Source organism: Mycetocola sp., from assembly GCF_046716805.1.
Lineage (GTDB): Bacteria > Actinomycetota > Actinomycetes > Actinomycetales > Microbacteriaceae > Mycetocola_A.
Map to the genome: position 1 here is coordinate 1 of NZ_JBKJWH010000156.1, position 13024 is coordinate 13024.

The following is a 13024-nucleotide window of genomic DNA, read 5'->3' on the forward strand; positions in this document are numbered from 1 at the left end:
GCGTGACGCAGGACCCGGCATGCCGCGTTGCGGGGCTACCAGCGGTCGTGCACCGCGCTCTTGATGTCGGCCTCGTAGATGCTCCGGACGGCGTCGAGGTAGGCCTTCGGAAGCGGCCCGGCCATACCGGCCGCCGCGTTGGATTGCGCCTGCTGGATCGACCGTGCCCCGGGGATCACGCTCGTCACGCCGTCCTGCTGGGTGACCCAGGCGAGTGCGGCCTGAGTCGGCGTCAACCCTTCAGGAACGGAGAACGCAAGTTCTTCCGCTGCGCGGACCCCGGTCGAGAAGTCGACGCAGGCGATAGTTTCGCAGACGTCGAAGTGGCTGCCGTCCCGGTTGAAGGTGCGGTGGTCGTCGGCCGCGAACTCCGTGGTTGGCGTGTAACGGCCGCTGAGCAGTCCCGAGGCCAGGGGCACTCGGGCGATGATGCCCACTCCGGCGTCCCGAGCCGCTGGCAGCACCTGTTCGAGCGGCTTGAGCCGGAACGCATTGAGGATGATCTGCACGCTGGCCGTGCCGGGGCGGCTGATCGCCGTCAACGCTTCGTCGCAGGTCTCGACGCTGACGCCGTAATTTGCGATGGCGCCGTCGGAGACGAGGGTGTCGAGGGCGTCGTACACGGAGTCAGAGGAGAACACCGGCGTGGGCGGGCAGTGCAACTGCACGAGATCGAGCCGGTCGACGCCCAGGTTGGTGCGTGATCGGTCGGTCCATTCCCGGAACCTGGCGAGTGTGAAGTTGGCTGGGTCCTGAGCCTCCCGGCGGCCCATCTTTGTGGCGACGAAGACATCGAGACCTGCGTTCGCGGCGAGGAAGCGCCCGATGACCTGTTCGCTGCGACCGTCGCCGTAGACGTCGGCGGTGTCGAAGAAGGTGACGCCGGAGTCGACGGCGGCGTCGAGCACGGCGAGGGCGTCGGTTTCCGAGACGGCACCCCAATCCGCTCCGAGCTGCCAGGTTCCGAGGCCGATGATCGAGACGGGGCGGCCGGTGCGGCCGAGGATGCGCTTTTCCATGGCCCCAGCCTAGGGTCTGGCCGCCCGAGCTGCGCTATGCGGTCGACGTGGCGAGCACCGGGGTGATGGCGATGGCGACCCAGAACCCGGCAAGCAGGAACGGCCCGAACGGGATCCGCGTGTCCGTTCCGCCCACGCGCCGCACGAGGATGAGGAGGCCGGCGACACCGCCGAAGAGGAACGCGAGAGCGAGGCCGGCAACCGCCGCCGCGGGCCCGATCGAGCCGAGGCACAGCCCGAGAACACCGGCAAGTTTGACGTCGCCCATGCCCATTCCCCCGCCGAGATTCAACAGCAGGAAGAAGAGGAACCACCCGGCACCCGCGGCGAGCGCTGGAACCGGCGGCGCGACGGTGACCATGCCGTGCACGGTGATCCCCGCGAGAACGACGGGGTAGCCGGGCAGCACAAGACGGTTGGGCAGACGGCGGCTGTCGATGTCGGTACGCGCGAGCTCCCCCGTCACCGCCGCAACGTAGAGAGGTCCGAGCAGGAGGACGCTCGGGCCGACCGCGACGACCGCGAGAACGCTGAGCACAGCTGCAACGGGGAGCACCCGTGCGAACCGGCGCGCACCGGCATCCGTTCTCTGTCCTGTGCCTGTGCCGGTTGTCATGCCGACACGCTAGCCGGGCTGGGTTCCCCCTGCGGGTTATCCACAGCCCGGCCGAGCGGGCTCAGGCGAGTTCGTTCCCCTCCAGCAGCTCGGTCACCAGTGCGGCGATGGAACTGCGCTCCGACCGGGTGAGGGTGATGTGCCCGAACAGATCATGACCTTTCAGCGTCTCAATCACGGAGGCGACCCCGTCGTGACGGCCCACCCGCAGGTTGTCACGCTGGGCGACGTCATGGGTCAGGATCACCCGCGAGTTCTGGCCGATTCGGGAGAGCACCGTGAGGAGTACGTTGCGCTCGAGCGACTGTGCCTCATCGACGATGACGTACGCGTCATGGAGGGAGCGGCCACGGATGTGAGTCAGCGGCAGCACCTCGAGGATGTTGCGTTCGATCACCTCGTCGAGGACGTTCTGCGACACGACCGAGCCGAGCGTGTCGAAGACGGCCTGGCCCCACGGGTTCATCTTCTCGCCCTGGTCACCCGGCAGATATCCCAGTTCCTGGCCGCCGACGGCGTACAACGGCCGGAACACCATGATCTTGCGGTGCTGCTGGCGCTCGAGTACCGCTTCGAGTCCCGCGCAGAGGGCGAGCGCGGACTTCCCCGTCCCTGCTCGACCTCCCAGTGAGACGATACCGACCTCAGGATCGAGAAGCAGGTCGATCGCGAGCCGCTGCTCCGCGCTTCTGCCGTGCAGGCCGAAGACGTCGCGGTCACCGCGCACGAGCTTGAATTCCCGCTTGCCAGTGACCCGGCCGAGGGCGGAACCCCGGTCCGAGTGGATGACGAGACCGGTGTTGATCGGGAGCTCTTCGACAGCCTTGGACAGGCCGACCTCCGTTTCATACAGGTCGCTCATCTCGTTTGCGGAGACGCTGATGGATGCCATCCCGGTCCAGCCCGAGTCGATCGCCTGCTCGGCTCGGTATTCCTCAGCGGAGAGGCCGATGGACGCCGCCTTGACCCGAAGCGGCAGGTCCTTGGACACCACCGTGACGGCGAGTCCGTCGTTGGCCAGGTTGAGCGCCACCGCCAGGATCCGGGAATCGTTGTCGCCGAGTTGCAGACCGTTGGGGAGCACCGACATGTTGGAGTGGTTGAGCTCCACACGCAGGGACCCGCCCTCCCCGACCGGTACAGGAAAGTCCAGCCTCTCGTGCTCGATCCGCAGTTCGTCGAGGATGCGGAGAGCCTGCCGGGCAAAGTAGCCGATCTCGGGGTCGTGGCGTTTCCCCTCGAGTTCCGAGATCACGACGACGGGGATGACGACGGCGTGTTCGGCGAACCGGAAAAGAGCCTTCGGGTCAGACAACAAAACCGAGGTATCCAAAACATAGGTACGCTCGGTCTGTTTCTTGTGTGCTGGCTGTGAAGTTGTGTTTTCTGCTTGCCCTTCGGTGTTGTGCTGCAGTGCGTGGGTACGTGTCGCGGTCATTGCCACTCCCAGCCAAACCTCTCGGTTCGGTTCTCCAGCGAGTGCGGCCACGTACGTCCCGAGTCGAACTTATGTGGCCGTCTCGACCAGGCGCCGTGCCTGATACTTCAGACGTTACGACTGAAGACTCGCTGTTCCAAACAAGACACGCTGGCTTGACATTGCGCGCAGGTAAACATTTACTGTGCGCCGCCCGTGTTCCTAGTAAGCGATAGCCGTGGCGAAGGAAACGAACGAGTCACGGAGCATTCCGAGCGTCTCGCTCGTGGTCCCGGCGTGCACGCTGAGCCGGATCCGGTTCTGCCGAAGTGTGGTGGTGACGCCATGGTTGTGGAGCGAGGCGACGAGCAGTGCCACCTGGTCGTCCGGTGGGTCGAGGATCACGATGCCGGCCCGTTCGTGCGCTGCCCGGGGCGACGCGACCGAGATACCGAATTCATCGGCGAGATCGAGGGTCTCGCTGACCCGATCGCCGACAGCAGCTGCGATCTCCGGAACCCCGACGGAGCCGATCTCCTCGAGTGCCGCGGCCAGCCGGGCTTCGGCCGAATAGTCAGGGTTCGCCACACTGTAGGCGCGAGCCGACTTCGACGGCGGCGGAACGGCATCCCACGGTTCGTCCTTGTCCGTGCCGGTGTAGCCGCTGACGACGGGTTCGAGGTGATCCAAAGCGCGGTCGCTCAACGCGAGGAACCCCGTTCCCCAGCCCGCGCGCACCCATTTCTGCCCACCGGATGCGAGAACATCGGCGACCTCGAACGGTGCGTCGACAACGCCGAAACCCTGGATCGCGTCGACGATGAGCAACCGGTCGCCGATCACCTGGCGGATGCCATCGAGGTCGGCGAGGTAGCCCGTGCGCGTGTCGACGAGGCTCACGGCGACGGCGGTGATACCTGGCGTCAACTGCTGCTTGATCGTGTGCGGTGTGACCCGGCCGTGGTCCGTCTCCAGCCACGTCGGGGTGAGCACCTGCATGGACTCCGCCGCACGCGTCGCGGCGACGGTGAGGCTCGGGAAGTCCCCGGCCGAGAGCAGCAATCCCCCGGTCATGCTGAACATGGTGTGCATGAGTCCCATGCCCGTGTTCGGCTGGCTGACGATGTTCTCCGGGGCGAATCCCACGAGCGAAGCGACGGCAACGCGCATCCGCTCGTCCTGGGCCAGGAAGGTCTCCACAGCGCCGTATCGGGCGCGCCCGAGCAGATCGACCTGCAGCCGCAGCTCGTCCTGGACGACGGCCGCGAGCGGGCCAACCCTGCCGTAATCCAGATATCCGGATTCCTCACCGAATCCGCGAAGGAAGGCGTCGATTCCGCTCATCGTTCTCCCTCAACCGCCGTAGCGGCGTTGCCTTCTCGAGAAGTCGCGGAGCGCACGCAGGAAGTCGACCTCTCGGAGGTCGGGCCCGAGCGCCTCGACGAAATAGAACTCGCTGTGCGCGCTCTGCCAGAGCATGAAGTCGCTGAGCCGTTGTTCGCCCGAGGTGCGGATGAGGAGGTCGGGATCTGGCTGGCCACTCGTGTAGAGGTGCTCACCGATGAGGTCGGGGGTGAGCAGCTCGGCGAGGGACTCGAGGCTGCCGCCGGTGAGGTGGTGTTTCTCGACGATGCTTCGCATGGCATGGACGATCTCCGTCCGTCCGCCGTAGCCGACGGCGAGGTTGATGTGAAGGCCCTTTTTCTGCGAGGTTCGGGATTCGGCAGCGTCAAGCGCAGCGATGAGCGGCTGCGGAAGCCCGGTCGTCGCTCCGACCCTCTTCACCCTCCAGTCGCGGTAGTGCGACAGTTCTTCTGCGAGGTCCGCAATGATTTCGATCAGGTCGTGGAGTTCGTCGGTCGACCGCGAGCTGAGGTTGTCGCTGGAGAGGAGGTACAGGGTGACGACCTTGATGCCGAGATCGTCGCACCATTCGAGGAATTCCCGCATCTTCGCAGCGCCGGCGCGGTGCCCGTGGGCGGCGGTTTCATAACCGAGTTGCTTCGCCCACCGGCGGTTGCCGTCGATGATCATGGCGACGTGGTGCGGCAGCGGTCCGGAGCTGAGACCGCGACGCAGGCGCTTCTGGTACAGGTTGTAGAGAAACCCGGGCCCTGGCTTCGGCTTGCTGTTTGTCACACCGTTACGTTAGTGCAGTTTCCCCGGAGGGTGCCGCGTATCCTGTTCTCTATGCCCCTGTCGCCTTCTTTCCGCGAGCGCCCGAATCACAACAGCGGAACCGGCGGGGCCGGTCCGGATCCCGAGGTCGATGCCGCCGTCGCACGCGATGACGCCGCCGGCCCTGACCTGCCGAACATCCCGCTGCTCGACGACACCATCGCCCGGCCTGAGGAGAGCAAACCGACGTGGCGCGGCTGGATTCACGCCGGCACGTTCCCGCTCACCATCGTGGGCGGGATCCTCCTCGTGTCGCTGGCGCAGGGTGCCCCGGCGAAATGGGCGACCGCTGTGTTCGCGCTGAGTTCGCTCCTGCTCTTCGGGATCTCTGCGCTGTACCACCGGCTCAACTGGTCACCGCGGGCCAAGGTCCTGCTTAAAAGGATGGACCACGCCAACATCTTCCTGCTGATCGCAGGCAGTTACACTCCGGTCGCCGTTCTCGCCCTCCCGCCGGAGAAAGGCAGCCTGCTCCTCGCGCTGGTCTGGGGAGGCACTGTCGTCGGCATCATCTTCCGCATGTTCTGGTTGCACGCGCCACGCTGGCTATATGTGTTCCTCTACATCGCCCTGGGCTGGGCGGCCGTGATGTACCTCTTCGACATCTTCCGGGTAAACCCTGCGACCATGACGCTGATCATCGTCGGCGGTCTCTTCTACACCGGCGGCGCCATCGTCTATGCGCTGAAGCGCCCGAACCCCGTTCCCGGCCACTTCGGATTCCACGAGATCTTCCACGTGTGCACGGTGCTCGCGTTCCTCTGCCACTGGACCGGCATCCTGTTGCTTGCCGTCGACCCGGCGTTCAACCTGGGCTGAGCGCCTCAGTCCCGTCTGGTGAGCACGAAGACCGGGATCTCCCGCTTTGTCTTCTTCTGGTAACTGGCGTAGGGCGAGTAGGCGGCGACGGCACGTTCCCACCACTCGCGCTTCTCCTCACCCGTCACCTCGCGCGCCGCGTAGTCGTGTTTCTCGGTCAGATCCTGCAATTCGACGTGCGGATTCGCACGGACGTTGTAGTACCAGACCGGATGTTTCGGCGCGCCCCCGAGAGACGCCACGATCGCGTACTCCCCGTCGTGCTCCACACGCATGAGCGCTGTTTTGCGCAGCTTGCCGCTCTTCGCTCCGATGGTGGTGAGAACGACCACCGGCCGCCCCTGCAGCGTCGTCGCCTCGGTTCCGCCCGAGGCCTCGTATCTTTCGACCTGTTTGCGCGCCCAGCCGCTCGTGCTCGGCTCGTATTCCCCAGTCAGCGGCATGATCGCACCTCCCGCGGGACGACGAGGCCCCGACCGGATCAGTGTAGTGTCGCGGACTGCGCATGCCTACCATGGGAGACGTGGGCGAATCCTTCGAAGGAACGAGAACCGAGGTCCTCGTGGTCGGGGCCGGTCCGACCGGCCTCCTGCTCGCCGCCATCCTCACGAAGCTCGGTATCGATGTGGTGATCGTCGACGGCAAGTCGGGACCGACGAGAGAATCCCGGGCGCTCGTCCTGCAGGCCCGAACGATGGAGATCCTCGACCAGCTCGACATGGTCGATCCTGTTCTTGCCGAGACAGTGACCGCGACCGCCGCCAGTCCCGGCTTCGAGCGCACGTCGTTCGGCAGGGTCCCGATCGGGCGGATCGGGGCCAACGTCTCGCCCTTCCCCGGCCTCCACGTCCTGGAGCAGTCCAGGACGGAACGAATTCTCCTCGATCAACTCGAACGGCTCGGTGGCACAGTGCTCTGGAACCATCGGCTCGCCGGCCTGGCCGTTCACGGCACCGGCGACACGGCGGTGGAGGCCTCCGTGGATGGCCCCGACGGCTTTGTACGCATCGCTGCAACGTATTGCGTCGGAGCAGACGGGGCGTCCTCCCTGGTGCGCAAGCTGCACGGCATCCTGTTCGAGGGCATCACGAACGAGCACACGTTCTACGTCTCCGACGCGCACGGGGTGACCGGTCTCGAGCCCGACGCGGTGAACATCCGGTTCGGCACAGACGACTTCCTCATCACGTTCCCCATGGCGCCCGGTGGGCACGATCGCCTGCTCGGCACGATCCGGCTGTCCGAGGTGAACGAGTCCGTCACCGAGGACGCCGCACGGGTCAAGCTGTCGCAGGTCTTCGGGGTCGACTACGACGTCGCGAGCTGGTTCTCGACCTACCGGATCTCCCATCGGGTCGCCGCCCGATTCCGGGCCGGGCCGGTGTTCCTGGCGGGCGATGCCGGGCACGTGCACTCGCCGGTCGGCGCACAAGGCATGAACACCGGACTGCTGGACGCACACAACCTCGCCTTCACTCTCGCCGCGGTGCTCCGCAAGCGCGCAGAAGTCTCTGCCCTCGACCGTTACGAGGCGGAACGCCGGCCGGTGGCGCTCAGACTCGTGTCGACCACGGACCGGGCGTTCGGCATCGTCACCGGCACATCCCCGCTCTCCCGATTTGTGCGGCGCCGGGCGAGCCGTGTGATCGTGCCGATCATCGTGGGCGTTGTGCCTCGGCTGCCCGGTGCAAGTCGGCTCTTCGAATACCTGTCGCAGACACGGATTCACTACTGGATGAGCGCCGAGGCAAGGAGCACCGGTCGCCGCGGGCGCGTCGTCGGCCGGCGGCTTCCATGGACCGGCACCAATTTCGACGTGCTCAGAAGCCTGGACTGGCAGGTTCACTTCTACGGCGCCGTCGACCGGCGGGATGCGGTGCGGATCCTCAGTGCCCTTCGCCTGCCCTTCCACAGTTTCCCGACGGTGGGCGCGAGCAGGCTCTCAGCGGGGAGGTTCTACCTGGTCCGGCCCGATGGCTTCGTGGCCGCCGAGGCGACCGGCGATGAGGCCATCACGATATTTCGGAAAGCGCTCGCCGATCACGGTGTTCGCCGGGCTCGCCACGCCGAGGTCGATACAGTATCGGGATGACCGCCGTCACCATCATCTCTCCCGCTGAAGCCGACTGGCAGCGCGTGCGTGACCTCCGACTGGAAATGCTGCGGGACACCCCGATTGCATTCATGGAGACCGTGGAAGCCGCGGAGGCGAACTCCGAGGATGTGTGGCGGATGCGAGCGGACCGCGGCAACACCCTCGACAGCGTCCAGTTGGTGGCGGTGGATGCCTCGGGCCGGTGGGTCGGCACGATGAGCGGATTCGTCGACCGCCTGGACGTCGGCGGGCCACTTCTCGTCGGTGTCTTCGTCTCTCCTGCTGCCCGTGGCAGGGACGCAGGCGTGGCGGATGCGCTCCTGGACGCTGTCGAGCACTGGGCGCGCGGGCAGGGCAACAGCCTCACCCTGCACGTGCACGAGGACAACGACCGGGCGATCGCCTTCTACCGGCGCCGCGGCTACGACCTCACCGGCCGCACCATCCCGTACAACCTCGACCCGACGAAGAACGAGCTGGAAATGCGCCGAACAGTGGCGTGAACGCCGCCGGCTCCGCGGTCAGAGCGGCTTGTCGCCCGGCTTCGGGTCGATGCCGGTGTCCGTCGCCGGTCCACCGTTCTCACCGCGGGCCGCGCGGTCGCGCTCGTCCAGTTCGGCCTGCAGGCGTTCACCGATCTCCGCCTTGTGGTTGACCCGGCGCACCCGGCGCTGCATGTCGAAAATGAGGAGGATCACGGCCGCGGCGAGGAGCGCGACGATGAAGAATCCGGCCGGACCTGGAGTCACATCGTTCGGGTCGATCTCGAGCGACGGGGTCGGCGACGGTGTCGTGGCCAGCCGCCACGCGGCATCCGCGACGATGTTCCAGCTGGCGGCGATCATTCAGGGTCCTCGATTCCGGCGAACAAGTCGCTCTCGTTTGCGACGGGCGGCACGGTGCTGCGTGCTCGCTCGAAGTCCTCATACGGCCAGGCCTTGCGTTGCAGGTCGTTCGACCAGAAGAAGAAGCTCGAGTCGACGGCGACCTGGCTGGCGTGGGCCCGGAGTGCGGCGTCACGGACCTCGAAGAAGTCGCCAGCTGGCACGTGTGTCGTCGAGCGGGCCGGGCGTTCCTTCATCCAGGCGACCATCTCGGCGAGCTGATCGACGAGCGGTGACTCCGGCTCCTGCCGGAGCAGTTCGTCGAAGTTCGCCTGCACTCGTTCGGAATTGAAGATGTGGTCGTAATACAGCTTCGAGACTTCCCAGGCCGGGCCGGCGTCCGGGTAGGCGGATGCGTCGCCAGCGGCCTCGAAGGCGGCGACCGAGACTTCATGGCAGCGCACATGATCCGGGTGCGGATATCCGCCGTTCTCGTCGTAGGTGACCATGACGTGCGGCCGGAACTCCCGCACCACCCGCACGAGCGGTTCCGCCGACACGGCGAGAGGGATGGCGGCGAACGAGTTCGGCGGAACGCTTCCGTCTTCGCGGCGCATTCCCGAATCGGTGTAGCCGAGCCAGCGGTGACGGATGTCCATGATCCGGGCGGCCTCAGCCATTTCGCGTCGGCGAAGACCAGCAAGGTCCCGCTCTCCCATCGCGCGGGCCTCGAGCTCCGGGTTGAGGATGTCTCCTCGTTCGCCGCCGGTGCAGCTGACGACCATCACGTCGACGCCTCGGGAGCGGTAGTAGGCGTTCGTCGCCGCGCCCTTGCTGGACTCGTCGTCGGGGTGCGCGTGGACCGAAAGCAAGCGGAGTGTCACGATGACCGGATCTTTCAGTGAGAGTGTGAGGGGCTGAGAAGCGATTAGCCTTGTCTGTACAGACTAACGTTCGCAGGATGAGGGTTATGGTTTCGAACACCCAGCGGGATACTTCCGTCCTTGACGAACGATACGGTCGCGCTCCCCGCGTGCGAAAGCGCCAGCGGCGCCTTGGCTGGATAGCCGGCGTCACGATCGCCCTGATCTTCCTGGCGTGGGTGGTCTGGGCGGCGCTTGACACCGTCGGCCCGGCAGCGCTCGATGTGCGGGACACGGCCCATGCCGTCGTCGACGAGCGCACCGTCGAGGTCACCTTCGAGCTGTCGATCGCGACGGGAACAACCAGTTATTGCGCTGTGCAGGCGCTCAACGACACCTTCGCCGTCGTGGGCTGGAAGGTCGTGGAGATTCCACCGTCCGACCAGCGAACCCGCAGCCTCACAGAGACCGTGACGACCACCGAGCTCGCCTCGACGGGTTTGATTTATCGCTGTTGGCTGGCCTAAGCTCATCTGATACCCGAACGCCGGGTCGATTTGATACGCCCTGACGCCCTCGTCAGGGCGTCCGTTTATGTAAGGAGTTCGCCATGGCTGTTGAGACTCAGGTCACCTTCCTGACACAGGATGCCTACGACCGACTCGCCGACGAGCTCGAGAAATTGTCCACCGTTGGCCGTGAAGAGATCGCCAAGAAGATCGAATCGGCTCGCGAAGAGGGCGACCTCAAGGAGAACGGCGGCTACCACGCCGCAAAGGATGAGCAGGGCAAGCAGGAGGCGCGCATCCGCACGCTGACCCAGCTGCTTCGGGATGCCACGGTGGGTGTCGCCCCCGAGAGCCACGGAGTAGTCGAGCCCGGCACCGTCATCACCGCCACCGTCGCCGGAGGCGAGGAAATCTTCCTGCTCGGCAACCGTGAGATCGCCGCGAACTCCGACCTGGATGTCTACAGCGAGCAGAGCCCTCTCGGCTCCGCAATCCTCGGCCTCAAGGTCGGCGCCAGCACAACGTACACCGCACCGAACGGCAAGGAAATTCCCGTGAAGATCTCCAAGGTCGAGACGTACGCGGGCCAGTAGCCTCACGACGTGAGCGGCCCGGCGAGAATCTCGCCGGGCCGCTTTCTCGTTGCAATAGTGATCAGTCTTCGACGATCTGCGGGGAATAGCCGGCCGATCGCAGAGTTTCAACGACGAGTTCCCGGTGTTCGAGGCCGCGGGTCTCGACGCTCAACTCGAGTTCGACCTCACCGATTTTGAGGCCGTGACCATGTCGGGTGTGCAGCACTTCGATCACGTTGGCGTTCGCCTCGGCGACGAGTTCAGCTGTCCGAGCGAGCTGTCCGGGCCGGTCGGGCAGCGGGATGCGCAGCGTGAGGTAACGATCGGACGCCGACAACCCGTGACTGATGACGCGCTGCATCAGGAGGGGGTCGATGTTGCCGCCGGAGAGGATGACGACGGTGGGCCCGCTCGGCGCGACAAGGCCGGCGAGGATCGCCGCCACCCCGACGGCACCCGCCGGTTCGACGACGAGTTTGGCACGTTCGAGGAGGACCAGCAGCGCTTTGGCGATGTCATCCTCGGACACGGTCACGACATCATCCACGAGGTGGCGGATGATTTCGAAATTGAGCACCCCTGGCTTCCCCACGGCGATGCCGTCGGCGATGGTCGCCTGCACCGGGACCTCGGTCGGCACACCTGCGGCAAGCGAGGGCGGGTACGCGGCGGCGTTCGCCGCCTGCACGCCGATGACGCGGATCGAACGGCCGGCCGCTGTCGCGCGCAGTTTCATGGCGGACGCGACGCCGGCGATGAGGCCCCCGCCGCCGATCGGAACGATCACCGTCTCGACGTCGGGAACGGACTCCCAGATCTCCAGACCCAGCGTGCCCTGACCGACGATCACGTCGGGGTGGTCGAACGGCGGGATGAAGATGGCGCCGGTCTCCTCCGCGTACTCGGCGGCGGCGAGCAAGGGTTCGGCTACGGTGTGCCCGTGCAGGATCACCTCGGCGCCGTACGCCTTCGTCGCCTGCAGTTTGGGCAGCGGCACCCCGATCGGCATGAAAATGGTCGACGCGATCCCGAGCTCACGGGCGGCAAAAGCGACCCCCTGCGCGTGATTGCCGGCGGATGCTGCGACGACACCGCGAGCCTGTTCCTCGGCGGTGAGCTGCGCCATCCGGTTGTATGCGCCCCGGATTTTGTATGAACCGGTTCGCTGAAGGTTTTCGCACTTGAGGTACACGTCGGCACCGAGAAGCTCCGTAAGGTACCGCGAACTCTCCATCGGCGTCTCCTGGGCGACGCGTGCGACCACGGTCCTCGCCGTCTCGAACTGCTCGAGTGTGGGGCTGGACGGCGTGGATTCATGCATTCGGTGTTCCCTTGCTTTCGGGGGCGGTCTTGGCGTGCCTGGGCTCAGCGGACTTGCGGGCGTGACGTTCGATGGGGACGGTGCGCCAGATGACATCTCCGACGACAAGCGTCGACGGACGTCCCGCAGATCGCCAGGCACCGGACGAAATGTATCGGAACATCACGTTGATCACGGCCGCGACCGGAACGGCGAACAGTGCGCCGGGGATTCCGGCGACGAGTGTCCCCCCTGCGACGACGAGGACGACAGCCAGCGGATGCACCTTGACCGCAGCGCCCATCAGGAGCGGTTGCAGCACATGTCCCTCGAGCTGCTGAACGAGGAGGACGACCCCGAGCATCAGCAGGGCGATGAACCAGCCGTTGTAGACCAGGGCGATGAAAACGGCGACGATTCCGGTGACGACCGCTCCGACGATCGGCACGAATGAGCCGAGGAAGACGAGCACACCGATCGGGATCGCGAGCGGCACGCCGAGCAGGAACGCTCCGAGGCCGATACCCACCGCGTCAATCGACGCGACGAGGATCTGGGTGCGGGCGTAGTTCGTCAGTGTGAACCAGCCTGCCTTGCCCGCGCCGTCGATCGCCGGCTGTGCCTTCTTCGGCATCAGGCGGACGAGCCAGCCCCAGATACCCCGGCCGTCGATGAGCACGAAGACGAGGCAGAAGATGGCGAGGAACAAGCCTGTGGCCACGTGGCCGAGGGTTGAACCGAGCGAGAGCGCACCGCTCAGCAACGTCTGGCCGTCATTCTGGACTGTTGCGACGGCATCCGAGATGAAG

General features: G+C 65.9%; 15 protein-coding genes. 5 read left to right on the forward strand and 10 right to left on the reverse strand.

All coding sequences use genetic code 11. The features are described 5' to 3' along the window. Positions 1-35: 35 nt before the first annotated feature. From ACLQ62_RS12745 to ACLQ62_RS12765, 5 genes are all read right to left on the reverse strand, one after another. On the reverse strand, positions 36-1019 hold the full coding sequence (locus ACLQ62_RS12745; protein ID WP_411722010.1) for an aldo/keto reductase: 984 nt from the start codon (positions 1017-1019) through the stop codon (positions 36-38). Between the two features lie 34 nt (positions 1020-1053). Beyond that, positions 1054-1635 (reverse strand): prepilin peptidase, encoded by a 582-nt coding sequence (locus ACLQ62_RS12750; protein WP_411722011.1) that lies wholly within the window; start codon positions 1633-1635, stop codon positions 1054-1056. 61 nt (positions 1636-1696) lie between these two features. After that, entirely contained in the window at positions 1697-3073 is a 1377-nt protein-coding gene (locus ACLQ62_RS12755; protein ID WP_411722012.1) for a PhoH family protein, read from the reverse strand. A 201-nt stretch (positions 3074-3274) separates the two neighbouring features. Continuing rightward, positions 3275-4396: an aminotransferase class V-fold PLP-dependent enzyme gene (locus ACLQ62_RS12760; protein ID WP_411722013.1), complete on the reverse strand. Its 1122-nt coding sequence runs from the start codon at positions 4394-4396 to the stop codon at positions 3275-3277. 9 nt (positions 4397-4405) lie between these two features. Beyond that, complete coding sequence (locus ACLQ62_RS12765; protein ID WP_411722014.1) at positions 4406-5191, reverse strand: isoprenyl transferase; 786 nt, start codon at positions 5189-5191, stop codon at positions 4406-4408. A 168-nt stretch (positions 5192-5359) separates the two neighbouring features. Here ACLQ62_RS12765 and trhA point away from each other — a divergent pair, with 168 nt between their 5' ends. Beyond that, positions 5360-6049, forward strand: a complete 690-nt coding sequence (gene trhA / locus ACLQ62_RS12770; RefSeq protein WP_411722024.1) for a PAQR family membrane homeostasis protein TrhA — start codon at positions 5360-5362, stop codon at positions 6047-6049. Positions 6050-6054: 5 nt separating this feature from the next. Here the strand turns inward: trhA and ACLQ62_RS12775 are convergent, their stop codons facing one another. Then, positions 6055-6492 (reverse strand): nitroreductase family deazaflavin-dependent oxidoreductase, encoded by a 438-nt coding sequence (locus ACLQ62_RS12775; RefSeq protein ID WP_411722015.1) that lies wholly within the window; start codon positions 6490-6492, stop codon positions 6055-6057. 80 nt (positions 6493-6572) lie between these two features. On the opposite strand from ACLQ62_RS12775, the gene ACLQ62_RS12780 reads away from it, so the two are divergent. Further along, entirely contained in the window at positions 6573-8141 is a 1569-nt protein-coding gene (locus tag ACLQ62_RS12780; protein WP_411722016.1) for an FAD-dependent monooxygenase, read from the forward strand. Further along, positions 8138-8647, forward strand: a complete 510-nt coding sequence (locus ACLQ62_RS12785; protein ID WP_411722017.1) for a GNAT family N-acetyltransferase — start codon at positions 8138-8140, stop codon at positions 8645-8647. Before ACLQ62_RS12780 ends, ACLQ62_RS12785 begins: the two co-directional genes overlap by 4 nt. Before the next feature lie 18 nt (positions 8648-8665). On the opposite strand, the gene ACLQ62_RS12790 is transcribed toward ACLQ62_RS12785, so the two are convergent. Beyond that, positions 8666-8989: a hypothetical protein gene (locus tag ACLQ62_RS12790; protein ID WP_411722018.1), complete on the reverse strand. Its 324-nt coding sequence runs from the start codon at positions 8987-8989 to the stop codon at positions 8666-8668. Then, a complete protein-coding gene (mca, locus tag ACLQ62_RS12795) occupies positions 8986-9852 on the reverse strand; it encodes a mycothiol conjugate amidase Mca (protein ID WP_411722019.1) in 867 nt (288 codons plus the stop codon). The genes ACLQ62_RS12790 and mca overlap by 4 nt, the downstream gene beginning before the upstream one ends. Positions 9853-9938: 86 nt before the next feature. Here mca and ACLQ62_RS12800 point away from each other — a divergent pair, with 86 nt between their 5' ends. Then, positions 9939-10358 (forward strand): DUF4307 domain-containing protein, encoded by a 420-nt coding sequence (locus tag ACLQ62_RS12800; RefSeq protein WP_411722020.1) that lies wholly within the window; start codon positions 9939-9941, stop codon positions 10356-10358. Between the two features lie 83 nt (positions 10359-10441). Further along, positions 10442-10933 (forward strand): transcription elongation factor GreA, encoded by a 492-nt coding sequence (gene greA / locus ACLQ62_RS12805; RefSeq protein ID WP_411722021.1) that lies wholly within the window; start codon positions 10442-10444, stop codon positions 10931-10933. 61 nt (positions 10934-10994) lie between these two features. On the opposite strand, the gene ilvA is transcribed toward greA, so the two are convergent. Further along, positions 10995-12236 (reverse strand): threonine ammonia-lyase, encoded by a 1242-nt coding sequence (gene ilvA, locus ACLQ62_RS12810; protein ID WP_411722022.1) that lies wholly within the window; start codon positions 12234-12236, stop codon positions 10995-10997. Continuing rightward, a partial coding sequence (locus ACLQ62_RS12815; protein WP_411722023.1) for an AI-2E family transporter occupies positions 12229-13024 on the reverse strand: 796 nt, incomplete at its 5' end. The genes ilvA and ACLQ62_RS12815, both read right to left, overlap by 8 nt.